Below are 26,676 nucleotides of genomic sequence, written 5' to 3'. Positions count from 1 at the left end.
CCTGTGCGCATTCCCCCGGACGGGCGTTTTGATGCCGAGACGAGGCACAGGGCGGGCACGGTTACTGTTGAAGGCATGCGTCTCCACGTCGTCGACCACCCCCTGGTCGCTCACAAGCTCACCACGCTGCGCGACCAGCGCACCGACTCCGCGACCTTCCGCCGTCTCGCCGACGAGCTGGTCACCCTGCTCGCCTACGAGGCCACGCGGGACGTGCGCACCGAGGCCGTCGACGTCCAGACCCCGGTCGCCCGGACCACCGGCGTCAAGCTCGCCCGTCCGCGCCCGCTGGTGGTGCCGATCCTGCGCGCCGGCCTGGGCATGCTGGACGGCATGGTCCGGCTGCTGCCGACGGCCGAGGTGGGCTTCCTGGGCATGATCCGCAACGAGGAGACGCTCCAGGCGGAGACCTACGCCTCCCGCATGCCGGACGACCTCTCCGGCCGCCAGGTGTACGTCCTGGACCCGATGCTGGCCACGGGCGGCACCCTGGTCGCGGCCATCCGCGAGCTGATCGGCCGCGGCGCCGACGACGTGACCGCCGTGGTCCTGCTGGCCTCCCCCGAGGGCGTGGAGATCCTGGAGCGCGAGCTGGCCGGCACCCCGGTCACCGTGGTCACCGCCGCGGTGGACGAGCGCCTGAACGAGCAGGGCTACATCGTGCCGGGCCTGGGCGACGCGGGCGACCGCCTGTACGGCGCCGCCGAGTAGGTACGAGGACAGGAAGGGGGGCCGCCCGGTCGGGTGGCCCCCCTTCCTCGTGCTGTCGGGTTCAGCAGGTCTTCTTCTTGGTGGTCGTGACCGCGGCCACCTGTTCCGGCGCGGTCAGCCTGGTCACCGCGCTGTCGGCCGCCGGCCGCTGGGTGAGGGCCTTGAACTTGTCCCCGATGACCAGGTCCAGCTCGGTGCCCTTACGGGCGGCGTCGGTACGCCGCTCGGCGTCGGTGAGCTGGGTGCCCAGCACCGGCAGCGTGGTGTCGAGGGCGGTGGCGGGACCGATGAGCATCCCGGTGCCCTTGACCTTCTTGTCGAACTGCTTGTCCGCGTTGCCCACGTCGCCGATCTTGAAGCCGCGCTTCTTCAGCTCGTCCGCCGTCTGCTTGGCGAGCCCGGAGCGCGTGGTGGCGTTGTAGACGTTCACGGTGATGGTGCCGGGCTTGGGCAGGGCCTTGACCGGAGCCGCCTTGGCGACCTTGGTGCGGCAGTCCGCCGCGTGGCCGGACACCGAGCCGTCGCCGCCGGTGAAGACGTCGATGAGCTGCAGCGTGCCCCAGCCGGCGACGCCCAGCGCGGCCACGGAGGCCACGACGGCGGCGACGAGCCTGCCGCGTCGCCGGGGCGGGCGCATCCGAGGGTAGGTGTCCCCTGTGATCCGGTATTTACCGCCCATGCCGGGGGGAGTCAGCATGCTCATGAGCGCAGCGTAGTGCGCCGAGGCCGCGATGCCTATTAGATGATCAGTCCATCCGGCGTAGCCGAACCCGAAAGGGGTAACCGGCGGGCCGTACGGGCCAGTCGGGCTTGCCCGGAACGCCCGTCAGCCCAGTTCGAGGACGCGGGCGTGCAGCACCTGGCGCTGCTGGAGCGCGGCGCGGACCGCGCGGTGCAGCCCGTCCTCCAGATAGAGGTCGCCCTGCCACTTCACGACGTGGGCGAAGAGGTCGCCGTAGAACGTGGAGTCCTCGGCGAGCAGCGTCTCCAGGTCGAGCTGCTGCTTGGTGGTCACGAGCTGATCGAGGCGGACCGGGCGCGGCGCGACGTCCGCCCACTGCCGGGTGCTCTCCCGGCCGTGGTCGGGGTACGGCCGGCCGTTTCCGATGCGCTTGAAGATCACACGGAAAGCCTACCGGCCCAGACGTTCCGGGCGCAGCCATGGCGGCGGAGTGCGACGCTGAAAAAGACACGGCAAAGCGGGCATTACGGCGACTACCGGCAGTGGCGGTGGCCGGGACGAGGGGCCTTGAGATGAGCGACAGCGCGACCACGCCCGCCCCCGACGGTTCCGGCGCGGCACAACTGCCCGACGTGGCCCGCCCGATCGCGGCCGGCTATACCTTCACCGGTCCGGCGCTGGACCTCGGCGCGCTGCTGTGGGACGGGGTGTGCCACCCGGACGCGCAGGTACGGGTGCCGCTGCCGATGCTGAACCGGCACGGACTGGTCGCGGGCGCCACCGGCACCGGCAAGACCAAGACGCTCCAGCTCGTCGCCGAGCAACTCTCCGCCCAGGGCGTCCCGGTGTTCCTCGCGGACGTCAAGGGCGACCTCTCCGGCATCGCCCGGCCCGGCCAGGGCGGGGACCGGGTGAGCACGCGCGCGGCTCAGACCGGGCAGAGCTGGTCGGCCGAGGGGTTCCCGGTGGAGTTCCTGGCGCTCGGCGGGATGGGCCACGGCATCCCGGTGCGGGCCACCGTCACCAGCTTCGGGCCCGTACTGCTCTCCAAGGTGCTGGGCCTGAACCGTACTCAGGAACAGTCCCTCGGCCTGATCTTCCACTACGCCGACATAAAGGGCCTGGAGCTGATCGACCTCAAGGACCTGCGCGCGGTCGTCGCCTTCCTCACCTCCGACGAGGGCAAGCCCGAACTGAGGGACATCGGCGGCCTGTCCACCGCAACGGCCGGGGTGATCCTGCGGTCGCTGACCGCGTTCGAGGCGCAGGGCATGGCGGACTTCTTCGGCGAGCCCGAGTTCGACACCGCCGGCCTGCTGCGCCTCGCCCCGGACGGGCGCGGCCTGGTCTCCGTACTGGAGCTGCCCGCGGTGCAGGACAAGCCGCAGTTGTTCTCCACGTTCCTGATGTGGCTGCTGGCCGACCTCTTCCACGATCTGCCCGAGGTGGGGGACACCGACAAGCCGAAGCTGGTGTTCTTCTTCGACGAGGCACATCTGCTCTTCCACGGCGCCTCGGCCGCGTTCCTGGACGCCATCACCCAGACCGTGCGGCTGATCCGGTCCAAGGGCGTCGGCGTCTTCTTCGTGACCCAGACCCCCAAGGACGTCCCCTCCGACGTGCTCGGCCAGCTCGGCAACCGGGTCCAGCACGCCCTGCGCGCCTTCACCCCGGACGACCAGAAGGCGCTGAAGGCGACCGTGCAGACCTTCCCCGACTCCCCGTACGGCCTGGAGGAACTGCTCACCGGGCTCGGCACCGGCGAGGCCGTGATCACCGTGCTCAGCGAGAACGGCGCTCCCACCCCGGTCGCCGCCACCCGGCTGCGCGCCCCGGAGTCCCTGATGGGCCCGGTGGACGCGGCCGAGCTGGACCGGGCGGTGCGGGAATCGCCACTGTACGGACGTTATGCACAGGCTGTGGACCGCGAGTCGGCGTACGAGAAGCTGACGGCGGCCCGGGCCCGGCCTCCCGCCGAGGCGCCCGGGGCCAGGCGGGAGAAGGCGCCGGCCGAGGAGCCCTCGCTGGTGGAACAGGTCGTCGGCAGCGGGATGTTCAGGTCCCTGGCGCGCTCGGTGGGCACGCAGCTCGGCCGGGAGATCACCCGTTCGCTGTTCGGCACGGCCCGGCGGGGGAGGTAGGGGGCGTCGTCCGGATCAGTTCGACGACGCGGGGTCTGGCACGCATTCCCCCCAGCTCTCCGAGCAGGGGACCCCCATCGCGTCGACTCCCTCCTCCGCCTTGCAGCCGCACGCACCAGACCCCGCTCGGGCCGGCCCATAGGCGCCGCATCCATCCGCCGGCCTGATCCGGACGACACTCCCCTGGCCCGCCCCCCCCGGGTGCGTCAGCGGCGCTTCTCCTTGGGCGGTCGCTGCTCCTGGGCCGTCTCGTTCCGCCGGCCGGGCGCGTTGCGCCGGGCCTCGGCGCGCAGCAGGGCGCGCAGGACCGCGTAGGGGTCGATGGGCATGGCTGTGGTCCTCCTGGTTCGGGCTGACGTGGGCGGTGCCGACTGCTCGGCCCGCTCAGCAGCGCAGGACGACCGTGCTCAGGAGGGGTGCGGTGTGCGGGGGCCGCGTGCGCTCCGGGTCCGGTGCCGCGCCGGCCGGGGCGGACGCGGGGGCGGGCGGGGGAGCGGTGCGGTCGGGGGTGTCGGCGTGGTGCCGGGGGCGGGCGCCGGGGCGGGCCGGGGTGGCGGGCAGGTCGTGCTCGCACTCCTGGGCCGTGCCCGGCACCGGGCCGGTCTGCGCGAGGGCCACATGGCCGCCGGACACCGACAGGGCGAGCAGCAGCACGAGCGCCCGGAACCAGCTCCGGGCGCGCGAGGCACGAGGACGCGCGGTGCTCACGCAGGTCCTCTGCCCGCCGGAACCCCCCCGCTCCGCCTCCGGCCGCCCAAGTCCGCCCGCACGGCGTACGACGGTGGCGGGAGGTTGACGACGGGAAGGGAGCGGGAGCCGGGGGATCAGACCGTCTGCGGGATGTCCTTGGCGCGGCCCTTGATCCGGATGGAGGTGATGATCTCGACGATGCCGACGACGATCAGCCACCAGCCACCGACCAGGGTCAGCACGGCAATCGACTGGAAGGGGGAGTCGATCAGCACGATGCCGGCGATGAAGGTGACGATGCCGAGGAAGATCTGCCAGCCGCGCGCGGGCATCCCCTTGTCGGAGATGGCGGCCATGGTCTGGGTGATGCCCCGGATCAGCCAGCCGATGCCGATCCACAGCGCCAGCAGCAGGATCGACTGCATCGGCCCTCTGAAGCAGAGCAGGCCCAGCAGGATCGACAGAGTGCCGCTGAGGAAGGCCAGCACTCGCAGCGAGGTCTTCTTGTGCGTGCCGAAGGCGGAGACCAGCTGGAAGACGCCGCTGACCAGCAGGTAGAGGCCGAACAGCACGCCGACCGCCAGCAGGGTCGCACCCGGCCAGATCAGCACCAGGATGCCGAGGATCAGCGAGGCGATGCCGGTGAGCAGCACGACCTGCCAGGCAGCCTGGGACAGCATGTGCAGCGGTCCCTCGAACGGCTCCTCCTGGTCGTGGCGCTCCCGCTCCGCGCGCTCGCGGTCCTTGTCCATCCGGACCGCGTCGGGGCCGGGGGCGGTGCCGGGCTGGGCCTGGCCCGCGCCGGCGTTCGGTTCGTACGGGCCGCCCTGCGTGGGGCCGCCGATGGGAGGCTCGGTCATATTCCATGCTTGGACCGAATGGGGACATTCCGCCACTCGGGGGGCGCCCGACGGGTGTTACTCCTTCGTCCTGGCCGCCTTCGCCGCCTTGGCCGCCGCCTTCATCTCCTGCTTGTGCGCCCGCACCTTGGCCAGCGACTCCGGCCCGGTGATGTCGGCGACGGAGCGGTACGACTTCGTCTCGCCGTACGCCCCGGCCGCCTCCCGCCACCCCTTCGGCGTCACCCCGAGCTGCTTGCCGAGCAGGGCGAGGAAGATCTGCGCCTTCTGCTTGCCGAAGCCCGGCAGCGCCTCCAGGCGCTTCAGCAGTTCGGCCCCGCTGCCGGCGTCCCGCCACACCGCCTCGGCGTCACCGTCGTAGTGCTCGACCAGGTACTGGCACAGCGCCTGCACCCGCTTGGCCATCGACCCCGGATAGCGGTGCACGGCCGGCTTCTCGGAGAGCAGCGCGGCGAACTCCTCGGGGTCGCGGGCGGCGATGTCGTGCGCGTCCAGGTCGTCGGCACCCATGCGGCGCGCGATGGTCTCCGGGCCCTTGAACGCCCACTCCATAGGGATCTGCTGGTCCAGCAGCATTCCGGTGAGCGCGGCGAGCGGGCTGCGGCCGAGCAGCGCGTCGGCGTCGGGGTCCTGGGCGAGGTGCAGGGTGACATCCATGCGGCCATGATCCCGCGCGCGGGATCAGTCCGCCCGCCAGTACCCCAGCGCGTGCACGCGCTGCCTGGGCACGCCGAGTTCCTTGCGGACGTACGAGCCGAGGGCGCGGGTGGTCGCCGTGTCGCAGGCGATCCACACGTACGGGTGCCCGGTGCTGGACAGGATCCCGGGCAGCTCGGCGCGGACCCGCTCGACCAGGTGCTTTCCGGCCTCCCGGCGCGGTACCTCGCGGATCTCGTGCCGCTCGGGGTCGGCGCCGGAGGGGAGCCCGTCGAGGGTGCCCTCGAACCAGACGGTCGCCGGGGCCGAACCCAGGTTTTTGAGCAGGGAGTTGATCGCGGGCAGCGAGGCGGTGTCGCCGACCACCAGGACGCGCGAGGGATCGGGTTCGGGGCGCTGGAAGCCGGTGCCCTGGACGGTCGCCTCGACGGTGTCGCCCTCCTTGGCCGCGCGGGCCCAGTCCGAGGCGCATCCCTCGTGCAGGGCGAACTCCAGGGCGAAGGTGCCGGTCCCGGGGTCGGGGTCGACCAGGGTGTACGCACGCTGGTGGGGGCGGCCGTCGGCGGAGAACCACAGGCGGACCCACATCGTGGGGTGCACGCCGGTCGCCGCGAGCAGTCCGCCGTCGGTCATCCGCAGCCGGCGGTAGTGCGGGGTGACGTCCTCCGCGCCGGTCACCGTGCACGTGAAGTCCTTCGCCCGCAGCAGTCTGAGTACCGCACCCTCCCAGCCCCGGCCCTGACCCATCGTGTCCCCGCCCCTCGCGTACGATTCCTCCACTTGGCTGTGAAGTTAGGCAAGGCTAACCTAAAAGGGAAGGGCTCCAGGGTGACCACCGAGACCTACCGCGACGCCTGGGGCATCCCCCATCTGCGCGCCACCGGTGCCCGCGAACTCGCCCGTGCCCAGGGCCGGGTGACCGCGGCCGACCGCGCCTGGCAACTGGAGGTCGAGCGGCACCGCGCGCAGGGCACCTCCGCGTCCTTCCTCGGCGCCTCCGCGCTCTCCTGGGACGTCTTCGCCCGCCGCGCCCGCCTCGACGACACCGCGAGACGGTGCTTCGCCGCGCTGGAGAGACGGGACCCGGAGACGGCGGACTGGGTCCGCGCCTACGTCGACGGCGTCAACGCCGGCCTCGCCGAAGGGGCCGTGCGCACACCGGAGTTCGCGCGGGTGGGCCTGGCGCCCGGCCGCTGGGAGCCGTGGACCCCGCTCGGCGTCTGGCTGGGCACGCACATCCTGTTCGCCGGGTTCCCGGCCAAGCTGTGGCGCGAGGAGGCGATACGGCACCTCGGTCCCGACGCGGTCGGTCTCTTCGCCACCGACGGCCCCGGCACCTCGGGCAGCAACGGCTGGCTCCTCTCCGGCACCCGCACCACCACCGGTCTGCCCCTCCTCGCCGGCGACCCCCACCGCTTCCTGGAAGAGCCCGGCGTCTACCAGCAGATCCGCCTGTCCTGCCCCGAGTTCGACGTCGTCGGCCTCGCCGTCCCCGGCGTCCCCGGCACAGCCCACTTCGCCCACACCGGCCTCGTCGCCTGGTCCATCACCAACGCCATGGCCGACTACCAGGACCTCTACCGAGAACGCCTCCGCCGCACGGGGGCCGGGGTGGAGGCCCTCTCCCCCGAGGGGACCTGGCAGCGGGCCGTCCGTCGCGTGGAGGTTGTCGAGGTCGCGGGCGAGGGGGCGGTGGAGGTCGAGGTCATCGAGACGGCGCGCGGGCCGGTGATCGCGGGGGGCCCGGAGGGACTTGGCGGGCTGGAAGGAACGCCGGCCCCCTCAGGGTGTACAGGTGAAGTTCCCCCCATGGCCATCGCCCTCCGCTACCCGCCCCGAGTGACGGAAGACCTCGGCTTCAGCGCCCTCCTCCCCCTGCTCAGGGCGCGCACAGTCGCCGACGTGGACAGGGCTCTGGACGCCTGGACCGAGCCCGTCAACGTCGTACAGGCCGCCGACACCACGGGCGCCGTACTCCACAGAGTCGCCGGCCGAGTCCCCGTACGCCCCCGCACCAACAGCCTCCGCGTGGTCCCCGCCTGGGAAAAGGGCCACGCATGGCAGGGCTGGCACACACCCCCCTACGGCACGCTGGACAACGGCACAGCCGTGATGGCGAACCAGCGCGGCCCCGCCACCCCCCTCGGCGTCGAGTTCGCCCCGCCCCACCGGGCCAACCGCATCCGCACCCTCCTCGGCCAACGCCCCACCTGGTCCGCCACCGACCTCCCCGCCATCCACACCGACACCCACCTGGCCTCGGCGGCCCCCCTCCTGGCCCACCTCACGACCCTGACCACCCTCACTCCGGAAGCCGGCCGCCTACGCGACCGCCTGTTGTCCTGGAACCGCCACATGGACGCCGACAGTACCGAAGCAGCCGTATACGCGGCCCTCCGTACAGCCGTGGTCCGCCGCCTCGCCGCCCACCCGGCATTCGCGGCCCTCACGGAACCACCGGCCTACCCAGAGGTTCTCCTCCCCTGGATGTCCCTCACGGCCCGCATCGGCTTCGCCCTCGAACATCTCCTGAATGCGGAGGAGTTGTACGGCACAGACCGCCGCGAGACCGTACGCGAAGCCCTGGAGGAGATCGCGGAAGCGCCCCCCACCGCCCCCTGGTCCAGCACCCACCGAGTGGCCCCCTGGCGCGCTCTACCTGAACCCCCGTACACAGATCCGGGTTTGGCCGGCGACCACGACTGCGTCAACTGCACCACCGCGGTCCCCGGCATCACCGACCTGGCGGCCCGAGGTCCCGCCGCCCGCTACGTCTGGGACCTGAACGACCGCGAGAACAGCCGCTGGATCGTCCCCTTCGGCGCGGACGGCGTACCCGGCAGCCCCCACCACCGCGACCAACTCCCGCTATGGCTCAAGGGAGATCTCGCCCGGGTCGTCACCGACTGGACCCGACTCACCCTCGAACGCACCGACAACCCCGAGGAAGCCCATGCCTGAGACCGCCCCTCACGAACAGCACCTCCCCGACTACGGCACCGTGGCCATCCGCCCCCTGGACCCCGAGACGGACGCCCGGGTGATCCACACCTGGGTCAGTCAGGAAAGAGCCGCCTTCTGGGGAATGACGAACCTCACCGAGGCCCAAGTGGCGCAGGTCTACGCCCACATGGCCACCCTCGCCACCCACCACGCCCACCTCGTCACCAAGGACGGCGAGCCCGTGGCCCTCCTCCAGACCTACGACCCCGCCGCCGACCGCGTGAGCGAGTGCTACGAGGTCCGCCCCGGAGACATAGGCGTCCACCTCCTCGTCGCCCCCGCCGCCCCCGGCGCCCACCGCCCCGGCTGGACCTCGGCCCTGCTGACCGTGGTCGCGGACTACGTCCTGCGCGTACTGGACCGGACCCGCGTCGTGGTCGACCCGGACGTCCGCAACACCAAGGCCATCACCCGCTTCGAACGCCAGGGCTTCACCACCGGTCCCGAGGTCGTCCTCCCCGAGATCGACCTGCCGGACGTGTATCTGCCGAAGAAGCGCGCCCGCCTCGCCTTCCTCACCCGCGAGACCGGCTTCACGGAGGCCACCGGTACCGTTTGAGCGCCCCGCCGCCGGCATCCGTACAGGCGGGGGACAGGGCGGGGTCGAAGACGGAGGCGGAACGACGTGCGCGACCGTGAAAGAGCGCTGCGGCGCGTGCTGCTGGCGGCCGCGAGCCTCCTCCTGCTCGTCCTCGGCACCGCGTCCCCCGCTTCCGCGCACGCGGCCCTGCGCGCGACCGACCCCGAAGACGGAACGATTCTCCAGCGCGCCCCGCGCACGCTGACGCTGACGTACACGGAGTCGGTCGGCCTGCTCACCGACTCGTTCCGCGTCTACGACCCGGAGAACCACCGCCTGAGCACCGGCCGGGCCGACCACGCCCCCGGCCGGGCGGACACGGTCCGCGTCCCGCTGCCGGCGCGGATGGCGAAGGGTACGTACGTGGTGGCGTGGCGCGTGGTCTCCGCCGACAGTCACCCCGTCTCCGGCGCGCTCACCTTCTCGGTGGGCGAACGCACGGTGACGACGGCGAAGGCTCCCGGCGAGGCGGAGAACGGTACGACCACCAGCCTGTACAACATCGCCCGCTACCTGGCGTATCTCGCGGTGGCGCTGGTGCTGGGGGCGGCCGCTTTCGTCGCGTACTGCCGCCCGCCTCAACGGGTCTGGCTGCGGCCGCTGTTCGTCGTCGGCGCCGCCACTCTGCTCGTCTCCACGCTGGCCCTGCTCCTGCTGCGGGGTCCGTACGAGGAGGGCACGGCACCGGCGTTCACCTCGCTGGGCCGCACCCTGACCACACGGCCCGGTGAACTGCTGCTCGCCCGGCTGGCGTTGCTGCTGCTGGCGGTGGTCGGCGCGCTGGTCCTGCGCCGCCGTCCCGTGCCGCGTCCGGCCGCCCTGACGGCGGGCGCGGCCCTGGCCGTGGCCCTCGCCCTGACCTGGTCGGCCGCCGAACACGCCTCGGCCGGCATCCAGGTGCCCCTCGCCATCGCCTCCACCACCCTCCACCTCCTGGCGACGGCGGCCTGGCTGGGCGGCCTTGCGGCCCTGCTCCTCACCCTGCGAGCGTCGGCCGTCCCCCCGCAGGTGGTGACCCGCTTCTCCCGCCTCGCGCTGACCTCGGTGATCGTCCTGGTCGTGACCGGCGTCTACCAGTCCTGGCGCGGCCTCGGCACGTGGCAGGCGCTGACGGACACGACGTACGGGCGGGTACTGCTGGCGAAGCTGGTGGCGGTGGGGGTGCTGCTGGGGGCGGCGGCGTGGTCACGGAGATGGACGGGACGGCTGCCGAGGACGGCGGAGGTGGCGGTGCTGGTGCCGGTGCCGGCAGGCGGCCCCGCGCTCCCCCCGGAGTCTGACGCCCCCGTACCGGACCTCCCGGTGCGACACCTGCGCCGCTCAGTACTGGCAGAGGCGGCCGTGGGCGTGGTCGTCCTGGTCCTGACAACCCTCCTGACCAGTACGCTTCCGGGCCGGGCGGCCGAGGAGGCGGCCACGGCGGAGACGGGCATCCCGGCGGCCTCGGTCACGACGGTCCCGTTCACGGTGGGCGACAACGGCCGCGGCAAGGTCCAGATCACCTTCGACCCCGGCCGAGTGGGCCCGAATTCCGTCCAGGCAGTGGTCTACGGCGCGAACGGCGCCCTGGCCGCCGTCCCCGAACTCCGCATCACCATGACCCTGCCGGCCCAGCGCCTGGGGCCCCTCGACACGGGTATCACCGACCGAGGCGGCTACTGGGCCACGAACTCCTTCAACCTTCCGATCCCCGGCACCTGGACCATGAAGGTGACGGTCCGCGTCTCCGACTTGGACCAGGTGACGGTCACCCGCGAGGTACGGGTGACACGCTGAGGGGCGATGCACACGGAGCGAGTGACGATCGAAGGCGTGACCTTCCTGACCACGCTGCGCCTAGGAGGCCCCATCGGCCTGCTGGCCCTGCACGGCGCGGTGGAAGGCGGCACAGCGGAACTGGCGAGGGAGGTGGCGACCCGCACCGGAGCCACCCTCCTGACCTTCACCCAGCCGACGGGCCCCCCGCAGCACATCCCGTCCATCCGCATGTCCCCCAGCACCCCCCTGACCGCCTTCCTCACCCACGCGAGCCTGACGATCTCCCTCCACGGCCACAACCGCCGCTCCGCCCCCCGAACGATCTACGTAGGCGGCTCCAACCGCCCGGCAGCGAGGGTCCTCGCCACCGCCCTGGCCGGCTGGGCCCCAGCTTTCGTCCCCATCACCACCCTGTCCGAAATCCCCAACCCCCTACGGGGCCTCCATCCGGACAACCCGGTCAACCAGACCCGCGAGGGCGGAGTCCAACTGGAACTCCCGGTGCTGGCGCGCACGAGTCACCCGGTGCCGACCGACCCGGAGGTCCCACCGAGGGAAATGGCGGACGGGATCGCGGCGGGGGTACGGACGCTGATGGAAAAAGAGGGAGCCCGTTGGTGATCCCTCTGGCCACGTGCGACGGCCCGCGGAACCAGGCCATGGACGCCCACCGGGCCAAGGGCACAACCCCGGAGTGGATGAGCACCCACATGGGCCGGGAGCTCTCCGCCGCGGCCAGTGTGGGGCCCGAAGAGGGACAGCAGCCCGCACTCGGGTGCCGGTTACTTCCCCGGCTCGGGGCCGTACCACTGGAGTGCTTGGCCGGTGACGGCGGCGATGCAGTCGAAGTCACGGTCGCGGTGGAGCAGGGTCAGGCCCTGAAGTTCTGCCGTGGCAGCCACCACAAGGTCCACGGCCCCCGCGCTGCGATGCCGGCCTTGTGCGGTCAGGGCGTCCTGTACCTGCCAGGCGCGGGCGTAGGCGCGATCGTCGACCGGAACCCAGCCGAAGATCATGCGCATGTCCTCGATGCCTCGCGCCCGGTCTTCGATGGAACGGGCGCTGTGGAAGAACTCGAGCTCGGTGATGGGGCAGGTGGCGATCAGCCCGGCAGCGGCGGCCTGGTCCCATCCGTACTGTTCCGCGTCGGCGCGCATGAACCGGGCGAGCGCGCTCGTGTCGATCAGGAACTGGGCCGCGTTCACCGGCGGTAGTTCCCCTTGTCCTCGAAGAGGTCCAGATCGAAGGCACCCTCACCGGCCGCAGTCCGCAGCCGCGTGATCGCGAGCGCTCGCCGGCGGTTCTCCAGCACCTCTCGAAGGGCGGTGTTCACCGTTTCCTTCTTGGTGCCGGTGCCGAGTGCCTTGGCCACAGCGGCCAAGAGGTCGTCATCGAGATCGATCACGGTACGGCTCATGTGTGCACCTCCTTATATCGAAGATGCCACCGAGTATATCTCCGTCGGCTGCGCGGCCTGGGTTGGGCACTGTCGGAGCGTTGGCGGGTCACCAGTCCGTGCGGCCAGCCACTTGAACGCACACACGTCGATGGGCCCCGCTGCAAGCAACGGGGCCCATCGACATCGTGCCGGTGAGGCACTGGCGATTCGAACTCAGCCGCAGGCGCATCCGGCCGCTGCCGGGCTCTCCTCGGTGGCCTGGCCGGTGCAGCAGCCGTCGCCGGTGGCGTTGGGGTCGGCGCTCTTGCCGAGGGTGCCGGCGTCGGCCTTCACGACGTAGACCTCCCAGGGCTCCTTGCCGGGGCCGTGGACCCAGACCTTGTCCTGGAGGGCGTAGCAGCAGGAGGTGTCGTTCTCCTTGAACGTCGCCAGGCCGGCGTCCTTGAGGCGGATGGTGGCGGCGTTGACCTGGTCGGTGGACTCGACCTCGACGCCCAGGTGGTCCAGGCGGGTCTCCTCGCCGGGCTCGCCCTCGATCAGCACGAGCTTCAGCGGGGGTTCGGTGAGGGCGAAGTTGGCGTAGCCCTCGCGCCGCTTGGCCGGTTCGGTGCCGAACAGCTTCGAGTAGAAGGTGATCGACGCTTCGAGGTCGCTGACGCGCAGGGCGAGCTGAGCACGGGACATGACGGGCTCCCATCCGGTTGCATTGACGTCTGTCGATGCAAGATTGCGTGCTGGATCGAAGGCTGTCAACATAGAGACATGTCGAATCAAGAGCTGGTGGTGCTCGGTCAGATCGATGACGCCGGAGCGTGCTGCCCCGGGCTGCTGACCGCTCCCCTGGACGAGAGCCAGGCCGTGGAGCTGGCGAAGGTGTTCAAGGCGCTGGGTGATCCGGTGCGGCTGCGCCTGCTGTCGATGATCGCCTCCCGTGCGGGCGGTGAGGTGTGCGTCTGTGACCTGACCCCGGCGTTCGAGTTGTCCCAGCCGACGATCTCGCACCACCTGAAGCTGCTGCGTCAGGCGGGCCTGATCGACTGCGAGCGGCGCGGCACCTGGGTCTACTACTGGCTCGTGCCGGAGATGACCGACCGTCTCGCCGGCATCCTCACGCGTCCTGCGGGTGAGCCGCTGCCCGGGCGCACCGCAGCGGCGGGAGCTGCCTCGTGAGCACTGCCGTACCCGAAGGGAACGTGGCCGGACGCCTGTCCTTCGTCGACCGCTACCTGGCCGTCTGGATTCTCGCGGCCATGGCCGTAGGGCTCGGACTGGGCCGCCTGGTCCCCGGCCTGGGGGATGCGCTGGCCAAGGTGACCGTGACGGGGGTGTCCCTGCCGATCGCCCTGGGCCTGCTGGTGATGATGTACCCGGTGCTGGCCAAGGTCCGTTACGACCGCATCGGCACCGTCACCCGCGACCGCCGCCTGCTGCTGCCCTCCCTGCTGCTGAACTGGGTGGCCGGCCCGGCGCTCATGTTCGCCCTGGCCTGGCTGTTCCTGCCCGACCTGCCCGCCTATCGCACCGGCCTGATCATCGTGGGCCTGGCCCGCTGCATCGCCATGGTCATCATCTGGAACGACCTCGCGTGCGGCCACCGGGAAGCCGCCGCCGTCCTGGTCGCCCTGAACTCCGTCTTCCAGGTGATCGCGTTCTCGGCGCTGGGCTGGTTCTACCTCTCCGTCCTGCCCGGCCGGCTCGGCCTGGAGCAGACCGCACTGGACGTGTCGGTGTGGGAGATCGCCCGCAGTGTGCTCATCTTCCTCGGCATCCCGCTCGCCGCCGGCTACCTCACCCGCCGCATCGGCGAGAAGACCAAGGGCCGCGCCTGGTACGAGACCAAGCTCGTCCCACGCATCGGCCCCTTCGCCCTGTACGGGCTGCTGTTCACGATCGTCATCCTCTTCGCCCTGCAAGGTGACGCGATCACCTCACAGCCGCTGGACGTCGCCCGCATCGCCCTGCCGCTGCTGGTCTACTTCGCTGTCATGTGGGCCGGGTCCATGGCCCTGGGCCGCGCGGTCGGCCTCGACCACTCACGGACCACGACGCTGGCGTTCACCGCTGCGGGCAACAACTTCGAACTGGCCATCGCCGTCGCCGTCGCCACCTTCGGCGCCACCTCCGGCCAGGCCCTCGCCGGCGTCGTCGGCCCCCTCATCGAGGTGCCCGCTCTGATCGGCCTCGTGTACGTCGCCTTGTACGCGCGCCGCTACTTCACCGCCCCAGCCGCTCTCCCCGCACCCCAGGAAGATTCAGCCCATGTCTGACACCGCCATCCCGTCTGTTCTGTTCGTGTGCGTTCACAACGCCGGACGCTCGCAGATGGCAGCCGCCTTCCTCACCCACTTCGCGGGCGACCGCGTACAGGTGCGCTCCGCGGGCTCCGCGCCCGCCGACACCGTCAACCCGGCGGTCGTCGAGGCCATGGCGGAGGCGGGCATCGACATCAGTGCCGAGGTGCCCAAGGTGCTCACGGTGGAGGCGGTCCAGGCGTCCGACGTCGTGATCACGATGGGCTGCGGCGACACCTGCCCCGTCTTCCCCGGCAAGCGCTACCTCGACTGGGAGCTCCCCGACCCGGCCGGGCAGGGCGTGGACGCCGTTCGCCCGATCCGCGAGGAGATCGAGAAGCGCATCCGCGGTCTGGTCGACGAGATCGCTCCGGTGAGCTGACCATGGGCACGGCCGGTGAATGCCGCATCGCCGCGCTGGGTGTCGAGCATGCCTACGACGTCCTGACCATCTATCAACTCGGCATCGACGAAGGCCATGCCACCTTCGAGACCGCCGCTCCCACCTGGGAGGAGTTCGACGCCGCCAAGCTCCCGCAACACCGACATGTCGCCCTGGACGACGCGGGCCGGGTGCTTGGCTGGGTCGCCGCCGTGCCGGTCTCCGACCGATGCGCGTATGCCGGCGTCGTCGAACACTCGGTGTACGTCCACCCCGAAGCCCGCGGCCGAGGGGTGGGCTCAGGTCTTCTGCGGGCCTTGTTCGGATCGACGGAGGCGGCGGGTATCTGGACGATCCAGTCCGGCATCTTCCCCGAGAACACCAGCAGTCTCACTCTGCATCAACGGGTGGGGTTCCGTGTCATCGGCACTCGCGAGCGCATCGGCCGGCACCACGGCGTATGGCGCGATGTCGTCCTGGTCGAACGCCGCAGCCCGCTTGTCGCATAGAGCGAACGCGGACCGACAAGTCAGGCCCCGGACCAAGCCGGGGCCTGCCTGCTTCGGGACGCCGGTGTCCGCGACGGCCGTCTGCACCACGCTCACCGACACGGACAACGACGAAGGGCCCCGCTGCAAGCAGCGGGGCCCTTCGACATCGTGCCCGGTGAGGCACTGGCGGAGGATACGAGATTCGAACTCGTGAGGGGTTGCCCCCAACACGCTTTCCAAGCGTGCGCCCTAGGCCTCTAGGCGAATCCTCCGAGGGAGACATTACATGACCGGAAGGAGTGGTCGCGAACTCGTCCCCCCGCCCCCGGATCAGGTACTCTTTGCGCAGCCCCTCACGCGGCGCTATCTGACTGAACTCCCCCAGGGCCGGAAGGCAGCAAGGGTAGGTTGGCTCTGGCGGGTGCGTGGGGGGCCCTTGTGTTTCCGGGGGCAGAGGGATCGCGGCCGGTCCGGGTGACCCGGGTGGGTGTACGGGCGGCCAGGAGATGCCCAAGCCGCTGACCTGCGCCGGAACCCGCGTCGAGTCCGGATGTCGGTGGGCGCCTATAACCTCGTATGCGTGTCGTCTCTCGCCTTGTACCGCCGCTACCGCCCGGAGACCTTCGCCGAGGTCATCGGGCAGGAGCACGTAACCGACCCGCTGCAGCAGGCGCTGCGGAACAACCGGGTCAATCACGCGTACCTGTTCAGCGGGCCGCGCGGCTGTGGCAAGACGACCAGTGCCCGCATCCTGGCCCGTTGTCTCAACTGTGAGCAGGGTCCCACCCCCACCCCCTGCGGCGAGTGCCAGTCCTGCCGCGACCTCGCGCGCAACGGGCCCGGTTCGATCGACGTCATCGAGATCGACGCCGCCTCCCACGGTGGTGTGGACGACGCCCGTGAGCTGCGTGAGAAGGCGTTCTTCGGGCCCGCCGGCAGCCGGTACAAGATCTACATCATCGATGAGGCCCACATGGTCACGTCGGCCGGCTTCAACGCGCTGCTGAAGGTCGTCGAGGAGCCGCCGGAGCACCTCAAATTCATCTTCGCCACCACCGAGCCCGAGAAGGTCATCGGGACCATCCGGTCGCGTACGCACCACTACCCCTTCCGGCTCGTCCCGCCCGGCACCCTGCGCGAGTACCTCGGCGAGGTGTGCCAGAAGGAGGCCATCCCGGTCGCGGAGGGCGTACTGCCGCTGGTCGTGCGCGCGGGTCAGGGGTCCGTGCGTGACTCCATGTCCGTCATGGACCAGCTCCTCGCCGGTGCCGGTGCGGACGGTGTGACGTACCCCATGGCCACCTCCCTCCTCGGCTACACCGACGGGTCCCTCCTCGACTCCGTCGTCGAAGCCTTCGCCACGGGGGACGGGGCCGCGGCCTTCGAGGTCGTCGACCACGTCATCGAGGGCGGCAACGACCCCCGCCGCTTCGTCGCCGACCTGCTGGAGCGGCTGCGCGACCTGGTGATCCTCGCCGCCGTGCCCGACGCCGCCGACAAGGGACTCATCGACGCCCCTGCCGATGTGCTGGAGCGGATGCAGGCCCAGGCCGAGATCTTCGGCGCCGCCGAGCTGAGCCGCGCCGCCGACCTCGTCAACGAGGGCCTCACCGAGATGCGCGGCGCCAACTCGCCCCGTCTCCAGCTCGAACTCATCTGCGCGCGTGTGATGCTTCCCGCCGCGTACGGCGACGAGCGTTCCGTCATGGCCCGGCTCGACCGCATCGAGCGGGGCGTGAACTTCTCGGCGGGTACCGGCGCGCCGGCCATGCAGTATGTGCCTGCGCCCGAGGCGCACCCCGGCGCGGTGGCCCCGGTCGCGAGTCCTGTGCCGCCCGGTGGAGGGCCGGCTGCCGCTCGTGCGGCGGTACGGAATCCCGTGGGACCCGGCGGGGGTACGGCGCCTGCTCCTGCCCCGGTGGCGCAGGCCCCCGCTCCGACCCCGCCGCCCGCTCCGGCTCCGGCGCCTGCCCCGGAAGCCGCGCCCGCCGCTCCGGCTGCTCCCGGCGCCTGGCCCACCGCGGCTCCCGCCGGTGGCGGCCGGCGCTCCGGCGCGTGGCCCACCGCCACCCCGGCGGGCCAGGGCCCGAGCCGGCCGCAGCAGACCCCGCCCAGCCGGTCGCAGGCCCCGAGCCCGCCCCAGCAGCCCGCTGCCCCCGCGCCCGCCCCTTCCGGCGGGCTCGACCCCCGCACGCTCTGGCCGAACATCCTGGAGGCCGTCAAGAACCGTCGCCGCTTCACCTGGATTCTGCTCAGCCAGAACGCCCAGGTGACCGGCTTCGACGGCACCACCCTCCAGCTCGGCTTCGCCAGCGCCGGCGCCCGCGACAACTTCTCCGCCAGCGGCAGCGAGGACGTACTGCGGCAGGCGCTGGCCGAGCAGTTCAACGTCCAGTGGAAGATCGAGGCGGTCATCGACCCCTCCGGCGGCGGCTCGGCACCCCCGCCCTCGGGTGGCGCCCCCGGCTTCGGCGGAGGCGGCGCGGGCGGCGGCTACGGCGCCCCGGCCCCCTCCCGCCCCGCTGCCCCACAGCAGAGCGCCCCCTCCCAGAGCGCCCAGCCGGCCCCGGCCCCGAGACCCCCGGCCCCCGAACCGCCCCCCGTCTCCCCCGAGGACGACACCCCCGCCGACGACGACCCCGACCTCGACGAATCCGCCCTCTCCGGCCGGGACCTGATCGTCCGCGAACTCGGCGCAACCGTCTTGGACGAGTTCTCCCACGACCAGTAAGGAGCGCGTGGGCGGCTGCGGGTTCGCTGAGGCCGGTCGCGCAGTTCCCCGCGCCCCTGGGGTGGCTGCAGCGGAAGCAGGGCAGGCCCCCTGTCTGCTCACTCGCCGGAGGACCGGGTCGTAGGTGTGCAGGCGCGTGGCGACTGGCGGGCCGTCATGGCCGGTCGAGCAGTTCCCCGCCCCCCCGAGGCGGGGACAGCGGGAGTGGGCTGGAGGCGTCGTGGCTCGTCGCACCCCATGAGGCGCGGCTCGGCGCGCGGAGCGACAAGGCGTTTCGACCCACTTCCGCCATGCCACCCCTCAGGGGCGCGGGGAACTGCGCGACAAGCCACCACGGACCCGCAGCCGCCCACCCGCAAGGCGTGCCTCGGCGACTGAGCGGGCCCAGCTTCCCGGCCCCCTCCCACCGCACCCACCCAGGGGCGCGGGGAACTGCGCGACAAGCCGCCACGGACCCGCAGCCGCCAACGAACCCACGCCCCCGACCCCGCGGCGCCCCGCCCCCGCCAGACCGCCTCGTAGGTTCCCACAACTTCCCCACCCCCCGACCTTCGGCAACCCAGCCGATAAGCTGACCCCCGTGAAGGTCCTCGTCATCGGCGGCGGCGCCCGCGAACACGCCCTGTGCCGCTCCCTGTCCCTCGACCCCGACGTCACCGAAGTGCACTGCGCGCCAGGGAACGCGGGCATCGCCGAGGTGGCCCAGCAGCACCAGGTGGACGCGCTCGACGGCAAGGCTGTCGCGGCGCTGGCCACGGAGCTGGAGGCCGGCCTGGTCGTGATCGGCCCGGAGGCCCCGCTGGTGGCGGGCGTCGCCGATGCCGTGCGCGAGGCGGGGTTCCCGGTGTTCGGCCCGTCCCGCGAGGCAGCCGTGCTGGAGGGCTCGAAGGCGTTCGCGAAGGACGTCATGGCCACGGCCGGCGTGCCCACCGCGCGCTCGTACGTCTGCACCACCCCCGACGAGGTCGCCGAGGCGCTCGCCGCCTTCGGGGCGCCGTACGTCGTCAAGGACGACGGGCTGGCCGCGGGCAAGGGCGTCGTCGTCACCTCGGACGTCGAGGAGGCCAGGGCGCACGCTGCCGGGTGCGAGCGGGTGGTGATCGAGGAGTTCCTCGACGGCCCCGAGGTCTCGCTCTTCGCGGTGACGGACGGCGAGACGGTCGTACCGCTCCAGCCCGCGCAGGACTTCAAGCGCGCGCTCGACGGCGACGAGGGCCCCAACACCGGTGGCATGGGCGCGTACTCCCCGCTGCCGTGGGCCGACCCGGAGCTGGTGGACGACGTGCTGCGCACCGTGCTGCAGCCGACCGTGGACGAGCTGCGCAGGCGCGGCACCCCCTTCTCCGGCCTGCTGTACGCGGGGCTGGCGATCACCTCGCGCGGGGTACGGGTCATCGAGTTCAACGCCCGCTTCGGCGACCCCGAGACCCAGGTCGTGCTGGCCCGCCTGAAGACCCCGCTCGCCTCCCTCCTGCTCGCCTCCGCCAACGGCACCCTCGCCGACCTGGAGCCGCTGCGCTGGAGCGAGGACGCGGCCGTCACCGTGGTCGTCGCCTCGCACAACTACCCCGGCACCCCCCGCACCGGCGACCCGATCACCGGCCTGGCCGAGGTGGCCGCCGAGGACGCCCCGCACGCCTACGTCCTGCACGCCGGGACGAAGCAGGACGGGGACACCGTCGTCAGCGCCGGCGGCCGCGTGCTGTCCGTCACGGCCACCGGCGAGGACCTCGCCGAGGCCCGCGAGCGGGCGTACCGCGCGGTAGGCCGGATCGGTCTCGACGGCTCGCACCACCGCACCGACATCGCGGCGAAGGCGGCCGAGACGGCCGCGACCGTGGCGTAAAAGCCCCTCGCTCGACCCCAGGCCCCGGACCCCGAAATCCGGGGCCTGACCTTTGCCGTCTGTCACTCAGCTCTGACCAAGGCCATTCCATCGAGTGAGCAATGCGCTATCCGGCTGACGGGGGCCGGGGCCCCAACTATGGTGCGGCGCAAGCGGTCCGGCACTTGGCCCACCGGCATTGCGATGTCAGTGACGGGTGCCACAGTGGGGGAGTGGGCACCGCCATGACAGCACGCGATCGGCAGGCAGGGGGTGAGCGTCGCGTATGACCGGAACCGGTGGGGAGCTGGGCGCCAGGGCCGCGCGTTCGCGCGCGCTGGCCGTGCTGCGGGTGCGCAGCAGGGCGCTGGCCGTGGCGCTGCTGCCGGCGGCCGCCGAGGTGATCCTGCTGACCGGCGCGGCCACCGGCCAGTTCACCGGCCAGGGCTGGGACACGGCCCGCTGGGTGGTGGGCGTCCTCGCGGTCCTGGTGCTGCTGGCGGCCGGCGGCATCGCCCTGGTCGTGGCCCGCGCGCGCCCCGCCGCGAGCCCCACGGTCCCGGTGTCCGAGCACTCCGCCCCCGACCTGTACCGGATGGTGCGCGACCTGGCCGACCGGCTGGACGTGCCCGCGCCCTCCGCCATAGCGCTCACCCCGGACTGCGACAGCTGGCTCGAGGACCGTACGCACCCGGCGCACGCCCCGCCCGTCACCCGCGCGCACGACGAGCCGGTGATCCCCGGCGCCCGCCCCGAGCGGCGGTTGGCCGTCCCGGCGCCGGTGCTGGTGATCGGGTCGCCCTTCCTGTGGTGGATGCGAGTCGCGGAACTGCGCGCGGTGCTCGCCCCGGTCGTCGCCGGTACGGGCCCGTCCGCGCAGCCCGACATAGCCGCCGCCCGCCGCTTCGTGCGCGGTCTGGACGCCGCGGTGGCCGTAGCCGACGCGCCGGGCCGCAGCCCGCTGACCCGTGGGGTGTACGCGGCTCTCGGCAGGGTCGCCCGGCTGCTGCTGCGGGGCTGCCGGGAGCATGCCGCGCTGATGGAGCGCGGGGTCGCCACGGCCGCCGCCGAGCGCGCTCATGCCGTGGACTACGGCCCCCGGATCGCCGCCCAGGAGCAGGTCGGCCTGGCGTACGCGGGCTGGGACCGGCTGCTGACCAAGGTGGCGCTGCCCGCGTGGCGGATGGGCCGCTGGCCGTCCCGGCTGGACGTGGGCGTGGCCGCCGCGCTGACCGAGCTGTCCCGGCGTGACCGGCTGGCCGACGGCTTCGCCGCCCGGCTCGGCGAGCGCCCGGCGTGCGATCTGCTGGAGGAACCCGGCTCGGTGGACGAGGCGGTGTCCCTGCTCACCGCCCGCCTCTTCCACGGCGGCCCGGCGGAGTCGGGCCCGAGCTGGGCGCCGGTGGACTGGCAGGCGTACCCGGAGGAGGTCGTGGACCGCACCTGGCGCGCGGAGGCGGCCCGGCTGCACCGGGTGCTGGACTCCCTGGGCGTCAGCCCCAGCCTGGACCCGGCCACCCCCGACCCCGGCGGCCCGACCCTGGCCCGCGTCCTGGACCACCTCACCGAGCCCGCCGCCGACACCGCCCCCACGGTCCCGGCCCCCACCGCTCCCCTCGACAACGAAGACAGCGAAGACAACGCGGACACCCCCGACAGCCCGGACGCCGACCCCGACCCCGCCACCGAGCGCAGCGCCCTCCTCGCCGCCCGCCTGAGTGCTGCCCTCGCCCGCGAGGAGCGCGAGGAGAGCGCCGTACCGCGGGGGGCGAGGGCCCAGGGCCCCGACAGCGCGCTCTGGGAGGACGGCGACCTGCCGCTGTTCCCGCTCCAGCCCCCGCGCACCGGACGCGAACTGCTCGCCGCGCACATCACCGCGATGATCTGCTGCGCGGCCGTCGACACCGCCGGAGCCGCCCCCGGCCTGGACTGGCTGGACGGCCCCACCCTGCTTCTGGACGGCGAGCGCGCCGCCGACCTCACCCCCAAGGTGCACAGCCTGATCGAGGAGGGCGATCCGGCCCCGCTGCGCGCCTGGCTGGCCGAGTGCGGGATACGGCCGGAGAAGCCGGTCCGGCTGGTCTGAGCCAAGCGGCACAGAAGTCGTCACCGGGCACCAGGAGTCCCGGCCGTCCACCGGTGTAACGGAGCAGCCCCTTCCACTTCAGGCCAATTCGCAACGAACTGTGACCGGAGTCGTGCGTTATGTGATGTGCTGGGACCGGCACGCACATGGCACGGGCATACGACACGCGCCCACACGGCCGAGCGATCCGGCGCACCGAGCACACCCGAGACGGCAGGCGACGACACCGGGTTCCGGTCCTGGCACCACAGACAACGCCATTTTGGCAACGGGGGACACGAGGGAGGGGGCGTCCATGACCTCGGAGCACATCCGCCGGTGGGAGTCGGGAGCGCTGGCGCACGCCGTCACCGATCCCTTCGGCCTGGGCCCGGTGCCCTGGCTGCGCGGCAGTGAGACCTACTTCGACGACACCGGACACGTGGTGCCCTGGTACGTCGACCCCATCCAGCCGGCCACCACCCGGTCCGGCCGGCCCGGCGCGCGTGTCCCGGCGCCGCGTTCGGCCGGACCCGGCCCGCGCTCGGCCGACGACGTGGGCCGCCAGATCAAGGGGTTCGCGTCCACCGGCGCGGTCGCCCCCGGCGAGGCGATCGACTTCCACATCACGGTCGACCCGCCGCAGGAGTTCAGCGTCGACATCTACCGGATCGGCCACTACGCCGGGCACGGCGCCGCGAAGATCACCACCAGCCCCCGGCTCTCCGGCATCGTCCAGTCCGCGCCGCTCGCCGCCGACCGTACGGTCTCCTGTCACCACTGGTGGCTGTCCTGGCGCCTGCAGGTGCCCGCCGAGTGGCGGGTCGGGGCGTACGTCGCGGTCCTCACCACCGCCGACGGCTACCGCTCCCACATCCCCTTCACGGTCCGCGACGACGAGCCCGCCGACCTGCTCCTGCTGCTCCCGGACATCACCTGGCAGGCGTACAACCTCTACCCGGAGGACGGTCGCACCGGGGCCAGCCTCTACCACGCCTGGGACGAGAAGGGCTCCCTGCTCGGCGAGGCCGACGCCGCCACCACCGTCTCCTTCGACCGCCCCTACGCCGGTGCGGGCCTGCCCCTGCACGTGGGCCACGCATACGACTTCATCCGCTGGGCCGAGCGCTACGGCTACGACCTCGCCTACGCCGACGCCCGTGATCTGCACGCCGGCCGGATCGACCCCACCCGGTACCGGGGCCTGGTCTTCCCCGGCCACGACGAGTACTGGTCGGCGCCGATGCGGCGGGCGGTGGAGGAGGCCCGCGACCGGGGGACCTCGCTGGTCTTCCTGTCGGCTAACACCATGTACTGGCAGGTGGAGTTGTCGCCCTCCGCGTCCGGGGTGCCGGACCGGCTGCTGACCTGCCGCAAGCGCAAGGGCCCCGGAAAGCCGGTGCTGTGGCGGGAGATCGACCGCCCCGAACAGCAGGTGATCGGCATCCAGTACGCGGGCCGGGTGCCCGAGCCGCATCCGCTGATCGTCCGCAACGCCGGGCACTGGCTGTGGGACGCCACCGGCGCCCGCGAGGGCGACGAGATCGCGGGCCTGGTCGCGGGCGAGGCCGACCGGTACTTCCCGCGCACCGCCCTGCCCGAGCACGAGGAGCGCGTGCTGCTCGCGCACTCCCCCTACACCGACGGCGAGGGCGTCCGGCGCCACCAGGAGACCTCCCTGTACCGCGCCCCCTCCGGCGCCTGGGTCTTCGCCTCCGGCACCTTCGCCTGGTCCCCCGCGCTGGACCGGCCCGGCCATGTGGACGCCCGTGTCCAGCGCGCCACCGCCAACCTGCTGGACCGTATCTGCAAGCGGGACTGACCCTGCCACCTGCCCCGTCCCCGGCATACGGGAGAATCGAGGCAGTTGGACAGAACCACGGGGAGGAACCGTGTCCGGATTCGTAGAAAAGCCCGAGCCGATCCAGGTTCCGGGTCTGGTGCACCTGCACACCGGCAAGGTGCGCGATCTGTACCGCGACGAGGCGGGCGACCTCGTGATGGTCGCCAGCGACCGCATCTCCGCGTACGACTGGGTGCTGCCCACCGAGATCCCGGACAAGGGCCGGGTGCTGACCCAGCTGTCCCTGTGGTGGTTCGACCAGCTCCGTGACCTGGCGCCCAACCACGTCATCAGCACCGAGCTGCCCGAGGGCGCCCCGGCCTACTGGGCGGGCCGCACCCTGGTCTGCAAGTCGCTGGACATGGTCCCGGTGGAGTGCGTGGCGCGCGGCTATCTGACCGGCTCGGGCCTCGCGGAGTACCGGGAGTCGCGTACGGTCTGCGGGCTCGCGCTGCCCGAGGGGCTGGTGGACGGCTCGGAGCTGCCCGGCCCGATCTTCACCCCGGCCACCAAGGCCGAGGTCGGTGAGCACGACGAGAACGTGTCGTACGAGGAGGTGGCCCGCCAGGTCGGCGCGGAGACCGCCGCCCAGCTCCGCCAGCTCACCCTGGCGGTGTACGGCCGCGCCCGCGACATCGCCCGTGAGCGGGGGATCGTGCTGGCGGACACCAAGTTCGAGTTCGGCTTCGACGACGGCACCCTGGTCCTCGCCGACGAGGTGCTCACCCCCGACTCGTCGCGCTTCTGGCCGGCCGAGTCCTGGGAGCCGGGGCACGCCCAGCCGTCGTACGACAAGCAGTTCGTGCGGGACTGGCTGACCGGCCCCGAGTCCGGCTGGGACCGCAAGAGCGAGCAGCCCCCGCCCGCGCTGCCCGGGCAGGTGGTGGAGGCGACCCGCGCCAAGTACATCGAGGCGTACGAGCGCCTGACCGGCACCCGCTGGTCCTAGGCCCTGTCGGCCCAGGACGAGAGAAGCCCCCCGGTGAGAACCGGGGGGCTTCTGCATGGAGCGGACGACGAGGCTCGAACTCGCGACCTCAACCTTGGCAAGGTTGCGCTCTACCAACTGAGCTACGTCCGCAGTGCGCCGTGGCGCGGAGCCAACTATACCCAACCCCGGTGGTGTGCGAGACACACCGCGGTGGGCCGGTTCTCCGTGCCCGGCGTGGCGACGGCCGAGGACAGGCAGGTCCGGGCCGTTCCCGGTGACAGCGCGGCCCGGTCGGCGATCTCCCTGACCGGCGCCCCGCCGGCCGTCAGTTCCAGCACCTCGGCCTTCGCACGGTCAGCGGGGAGTCTCCGGCGGAGATCGCGGCGGCGGCCAACTCGGGTTCGGCATAGCGGCTTCCGGCGTGCACGGTGCGGATGATCCCGGCGACCCGAACGGCGCTGACCGTCTTCGGCACGCACCCCCGCACCCCGGCCGAGAGCGCCCGCTTCAGGTGACCCGGCCGCCCGCACCCGGTCGCGATCAGCACCTGGCAGCCGGGCAGTTCGGCCCGCGGGGCTGTGGCGACCCTCACACCGCCGGCGCCCGGCATCCGGAGATCCAGTACCGCCCCGGTGGTCCGGGAAAATCTCAGCCTCATGACGGCATGCAAAAGGCCCCGGTCCGAAGACCGGGGCCTTTTCACTGAGCGGACGACGAGGCTCGAACTCGCGACCTCAACCTTGGCAAGGTTGCGCTCTACCAACTGAGCTACGTCCGCACTGCTCCCGACCGGCTCCCACCGATCGGTGCGAGCACCAGCCTACCTGATCCAAAAGGATGGTCATGACCGGTGCCAGAGCGGGTGACAGGAATCGCACACTGCGCCTCCCCCCTGGAAGGGGGGTGTTCTACTACTGAACTACACCCGCACGGTCCGTGGGTTTCGGCCTTTCGGCCTTGCCCTTCGGCGTGAGCCAGACATTAGCCGATCAGCAGGGGGGTTGCGCAAGTCGGGTCCCTGCGGCGACAGGTGAACGAGTCTCAGGGCCCGCGGGTCCAGGCCCTGAGGGGTGAAGCCCGTTCGGGCTCAGCGGGCCTCGCTGAACGCCTCGTAGACCTTCTTGGGGATGCGGCCGCGGGCGGGCACGTCCATCTTGTTCGCCTGGGCCCAGGCGCGGATGGCCGACGGGTCGGGGGCGACCTCGGTCTGCCGGTACGCCTTGCCGGACCGGGCGCGCTTGCGGCCGGCCTCCACGTAGGGCGCGAGCGCCTTGCGCAGTTTCTTGGCGTTGGTTTCGTTCAGGTCGATCTCGTACGACTTGCCGTCGAGTCCGAAGGCGATCGTTTCCGCCGCTTCCGAGCCGTCGATGTCGTCGAAGAGCGTGACCACGACCTTTTGCGCCACGGATATCGGTCCCTTCGTGCGGCACGTCGGTACCGGTGTCGAGCCGGCAATGACGTGCCGAGTATCGGCTATTGCCAATTCATTTGTACAGTGCGCGCCAATGAAATGGGAAGCCCTACTGAATACCTCCGCGTGTCCGGACTCAATAGGCATCACCAGTGGCCCGCAGAACTTTCCCAGAAATTTTCACCGGGGTCGGTCTTCGACACCCGATCGTGATGCGGGTCACGT

At 72.0% G+C, this 26,676-nt stretch carries 26 protein-coding genes, 4 tRNA genes, 1 other RNA gene and 1 pseudogene; 16 read left to right on the top strand and 16 right to left on the bottom strand.

Features of this window, described 5'->3' with window-relative positions:
- The first annotated feature begins 75 nt into the window (after positions 1 to 75).
- Positions 76 to 711, top strand: a complete 636-nt coding sequence (upp, locus tag E5082_RS12085) for a uracil phosphoribosyltransferase (RefSeq protein WP_086690086.1) — start codon at positions 76 to 78, stop codon at positions 709 to 711.
- Positions 712 to 772: 61 nt separating this feature from the next.
- On the opposite strand, the gene E5082_RS12080 is transcribed toward upp, so the two are convergent.
- Both E5082_RS12080 and E5082_RS12075 read right to left on the bottom strand, forming a co-directional pair.
- Complete coding sequence (locus E5082_RS12080; RefSeq protein WP_229918811.1) at positions 773 to 1,414, bottom strand: LytR C-terminal domain-containing protein; 642 nt, start codon at positions 1,412 to 1,414, stop codon at positions 773 to 775.
- Positions 1,415 to 1,537: 123 nt separating this feature from the next.
- On the bottom strand, positions 1,538 to 1,834 hold the full coding sequence (locus E5082_RS12075; RefSeq protein ID WP_003986294.1) for a type II toxin-antitoxin system VapB family antitoxin: 297 nt from the start codon (positions 1,832 to 1,834) through the stop codon (positions 1,538 to 1,540).
- A gap of 131 nt (positions 1,835 to 1,965) precedes the next feature.
- On the opposite strand from E5082_RS12075, the gene E5082_RS12070 reads away from it, so the two are divergent.
- Positions 1,966 to 3,534, top strand: coding sequence for a helicase HerA-like domain-containing protein (locus E5082_RS12070; RefSeq protein WP_135791280.1), 1,569 nt, complete (start codon positions 1,966 to 1,968; stop codon positions 3,532 to 3,534).
- 206 nt (positions 3,535 to 3,740) lie between these two features.
- Here E5082_RS12070 and E5082_RS33420 read toward each other — a convergent pair whose 3' ends face one another.
- The 5 genes from E5082_RS33420 to E5082_RS12050 all read right to left on the bottom strand — a co-directional run bounded on the left by E5082_RS33420 (position 3,741) and on the right by E5082_RS12050 (position 6,488).
- Positions 3,741 to 3,863 (bottom strand): hypothetical protein, encoded by a 123-nt coding sequence (locus E5082_RS33420; protein ID WP_268255622.1) that lies wholly within the window; start codon positions 3,861 to 3,863, stop codon positions 3,741 to 3,743.
- Positions 3,864 to 3,918: 55 nt separating this feature from the next.
- Positions 3,919 to 4,242: a hypothetical protein gene (locus E5082_RS12065; RefSeq protein ID WP_135791279.1), complete on the bottom strand. Its 324-nt coding sequence runs from the start codon at positions 4,240 to 4,242 to the stop codon at positions 3,919 to 3,921.
- 116 nt (positions 4,243 to 4,358) lie between these two features.
- Positions 4,359 to 4,976: an HdeD family acid-resistance protein gene (locus tag E5082_RS12060; RefSeq protein WP_373310042.1), complete on the bottom strand. Its 618-nt coding sequence runs from the start codon at positions 4,974 to 4,976 to the stop codon at positions 4,359 to 4,361.
- 165 nt (positions 4,977 to 5,141) lie between these two features.
- Positions 5,142 to 5,741 carry an HhH-GPD-type base excision DNA repair protein gene (locus E5082_RS12055; RefSeq protein ID WP_135791277.1) on the bottom strand — a complete coding sequence of 200 codons (600 nt, stop codon included), beginning with the start codon at positions 5,739 to 5,741 and terminating at the stop codon, positions 5,142 to 5,144.
- A 24-nt stretch (positions 5,742 to 5,765) separates the two neighbouring features.
- Positions 5,766 to 6,488: a siderophore-interacting protein gene (locus E5082_RS12050; RefSeq protein WP_135791276.1), complete on the bottom strand. Its 723-nt coding sequence runs from the start codon at positions 6,486 to 6,488 to the stop codon at positions 5,766 to 5,768.
- Between the two features lie 81 nt (positions 6,489 to 6,569).
- Here E5082_RS12050 and E5082_RS12045 point away from each other — a divergent pair, with 81 nt between their 5' ends.
- The 4 genes from E5082_RS12045 (at position 6,570) to E5082_RS12030 (ending at position 11,703) form a co-directional block, all read left to right on the top strand.
- Complete coding sequence (locus tag E5082_RS12045; protein WP_135791275.1) at positions 6,570 to 8,702, top strand: penicillin acylase family protein; 2,133 nt, start codon at positions 6,570 to 6,572, stop codon at positions 8,700 to 8,702.
- On the top strand, positions 8,695 to 9,303 hold the full coding sequence (locus E5082_RS12040; protein ID WP_135791274.1) for a GNAT family N-acetyltransferase: 609 nt from the start codon (positions 8,695 to 8,697) through the stop codon (positions 9,301 to 9,303). Before E5082_RS12045 ends, E5082_RS12040 begins: the two co-directional genes overlap by 8 nt.
- A gap of 99 nt (positions 9,304 to 9,402) precedes the next feature.
- A complete protein-coding gene (locus E5082_RS12035) occupies positions 9,403 to 11,100 on the top strand; it encodes a copper resistance CopC/CopD family protein (protein WP_135791658.1) in 1,698 nt (565 codons plus the stop codon).
- A 6-nt stretch (positions 11,101 to 11,106) separates the two neighbouring features.
- Positions 11,107 to 11,703: a poly-gamma-glutamate hydrolase family protein gene (locus E5082_RS12030; RefSeq protein ID WP_135791273.1), complete on the top strand. Its 597-nt coding sequence runs from the start codon at positions 11,107 to 11,109 to the stop codon at positions 11,701 to 11,703.
- A gap of 161 nt (positions 11,704 to 11,864) precedes the next feature.
- Here E5082_RS12030 and E5082_RS12025 read toward each other — a convergent pair whose 3' ends face one another.
- The 3 genes from E5082_RS12025 to E5082_RS12015 all read right to left on the bottom strand — a co-directional run bounded on the left by E5082_RS12025 (position 11,865) and on the right by E5082_RS12015 (position 13,165).
- Complete coding sequence (locus E5082_RS12025; RefSeq protein WP_135791272.1) at positions 11,865 to 12,287, bottom strand: PIN domain nuclease; 423 nt, start codon at positions 12,285 to 12,287, stop codon at positions 11,865 to 11,867.
- Positions 12,284 to 12,499, bottom strand: coding sequence for a type II toxin-antitoxin system VapB family antitoxin (locus E5082_RS12020; protein WP_135791271.1), 216 nt, complete (start codon positions 12,497 to 12,499; stop codon positions 12,284 to 12,286). Before E5082_RS12020 ends, E5082_RS12025 begins: the two co-directional genes overlap by 4 nt.
- Positions 12,500 to 12,694: 195 nt before the next feature.
- Entirely contained in the window at positions 12,695 to 13,165 is a 471-nt protein-coding gene (locus E5082_RS12015; RefSeq protein WP_135791270.1) for an ArsI/CadI family heavy metal resistance metalloenzyme, read from the bottom strand.
- A gap of 78 nt (positions 13,166 to 13,243) precedes the next feature.
- Here E5082_RS12015 and E5082_RS12010 point away from each other — a divergent pair, with 78 nt between their 5' ends.
- The 4 genes from E5082_RS12010 to E5082_RS11995 are packed head-to-tail and all read left to right on the top strand — an operon-like array spanning position 13,244 to position 15,663.
- Entirely contained in the window at positions 13,244 to 13,651 is a 408-nt protein-coding gene (locus E5082_RS12010) for an ArsR/SmtB family transcription factor (RefSeq protein ID WP_135791269.1), read from the top strand.
- Entirely contained in the window at positions 13,648 to 14,748 is a 1,101-nt protein-coding gene (gene arsB, locus E5082_RS12005; protein ID WP_268255621.1) for an ACR3 family arsenite efflux transporter, read from the top strand. Before E5082_RS12010 ends, arsB begins: the two co-directional genes overlap by 4 nt.
- The gene (locus E5082_RS12000) at positions 14,741 to 15,154 is read left to right on the top strand and encodes an arsenate reductase ArsC (RefSeq protein ID WP_135791268.1); all 414 of its coding nucleotides are present in this window, start codon (positions 14,741 to 14,743) and stop codon (positions 15,152 to 15,154) included. Before arsB ends, E5082_RS12000 begins: the two co-directional genes overlap by 8 nt.
- Before the next feature lie 2 nt (positions 15,155 to 15,156).
- Positions 15,157 to 15,663, top strand: coding sequence for a GNAT family N-acetyltransferase (locus tag E5082_RS11995; RefSeq protein WP_135791267.1), 507 nt, complete (start codon positions 15,157 to 15,159; stop codon positions 15,661 to 15,663).
- A 166-nt stretch (positions 15,664 to 15,829) separates the two neighbouring features.
- On the opposite strand, the gene E5082_RS11990 is transcribed toward E5082_RS11995, so the two are convergent.
- A tRNA-Ser gene (locus tag E5082_RS11990) sits at positions 15,830 to 15,917 on the bottom strand.
- A gap of 73 nt (positions 15,918 to 15,990) precedes the next feature.
- On the opposite strand from E5082_RS11990, the gene ffs reads away from it, so the two are divergent.
- The 6 genes from ffs (at position 15,991) to E5082_RS11960 (ending at position 25,058) form a co-directional block, all read left to right on the top strand.
- An RNA gene (gene ffs / locus E5082_RS11985) (signal recognition particle sRNA small type) lies at positions 15,991 to 16,085 on the top strand.
- A gap of 140 nt (positions 16,086 to 16,225) precedes the next feature.
- On the top strand, positions 16,226 to 18,376 hold the full coding sequence (locus E5082_RS11980; RefSeq protein ID WP_135791266.1) for a DNA polymerase III subunit gamma and tau: 2,151 nt from the start codon (positions 16,226 to 16,228) through the stop codon (positions 18,374 to 18,376).
- Positions 18,377 to 18,956: 580 nt separating this feature from the next.
- Positions 18,957 to 20,222 carry a phosphoribosylamine--glycine ligase gene (purD, locus tag E5082_RS11975; protein ID WP_135791265.1) on the top strand — a complete coding sequence of 422 codons (1,266 nt, stop codon included), beginning with the start codon at positions 18,957 to 18,959 and terminating at the stop codon, positions 20,220 to 20,222.
- A 265-nt stretch (positions 20,223 to 20,487) separates the two neighbouring features.
- On the top strand, positions 20,488 to 22,287 hold the full coding sequence (locus tag E5082_RS11970) for a hypothetical protein (protein ID WP_135791264.1): 1,800 nt from the start codon (positions 20,488 to 20,490) through the stop codon (positions 22,285 to 22,287).
- Positions 22,288 to 22,582: 295 nt separating this feature from the next.
- Positions 22,583 to 24,088: a N,N-dimethylformamidase beta subunit family domain-containing protein gene (locus E5082_RS11965; RefSeq protein ID WP_135791263.1), complete on the top strand. Its 1,506-nt coding sequence runs from the start codon at positions 22,583 to 22,585 to the stop codon at positions 24,086 to 24,088.
- Between the two features lie 70 nt (positions 24,089 to 24,158).
- On the top strand, positions 24,159 to 25,058 hold the full coding sequence (locus E5082_RS11960) for a phosphoribosylaminoimidazolesuccinocarboxamide synthase (protein WP_135791262.1): 900 nt from the start codon (positions 24,159 to 24,161) through the stop codon (positions 25,056 to 25,058).
- A gap of 56 nt (positions 25,059 to 25,114) precedes the next feature.
- On the opposite strand, the gene E5082_RS11955 is transcribed toward E5082_RS11960, so the two are convergent.
- The 5 genes and pseudogenes from E5082_RS11955 to E5082_RS11935 all read right to left on the bottom strand — a co-directional run bounded on the left by E5082_RS11955 (position 25,115) and on the right by E5082_RS11935 (position 26,445).
- Positions 25,115 to 25,190 (bottom strand) — tRNA-Gly (locus tag E5082_RS11955).
- A 23-nt stretch (positions 25,191 to 25,213) separates the two neighbouring features.
- A pseudogene (locus tag E5082_RS11950) lies at positions 25,214 to 25,668 on the bottom strand (DNA-binding response regulator); the annotation flags it as partial.
- Between the two features lie 77 nt (positions 25,669 to 25,745).
- A tRNA-Gly gene (locus E5082_RS11945) sits at positions 25,746 to 25,818 on the bottom strand.
- Between the two features lie 79 nt (positions 25,819 to 25,897).
- Positions 25,898 to 25,969 (bottom strand) — tRNA-Gly (locus tag E5082_RS11940).
- A gap of 158 nt (positions 25,970 to 26,127) precedes the next feature.
- Positions 26,128 to 26,445, bottom strand: a complete 318-nt coding sequence (locus E5082_RS11935) for a histone-like nucleoid-structuring protein Lsr2 (RefSeq protein ID WP_030816899.1) — start codon at positions 26,443 to 26,445, stop codon at positions 26,128 to 26,130.
- Positions 26,446 to 26,676 lie beyond the last annotated feature (231 nt).

Origin of the sequence: Streptomyces griseoluteus, assembly GCF_004784465.1 — a bacterium.
GTDB classification, from domain to species: Bacteria; Actinomycetota; Actinomycetes; order Streptomycetales; family Streptomycetaceae; genus Streptomyces; species Streptomyces griseoluteus.
Note: the sequence above shows the minus strand (reverse complement) of the source record. Positions and strands in the feature narration are given on the sequence as shown.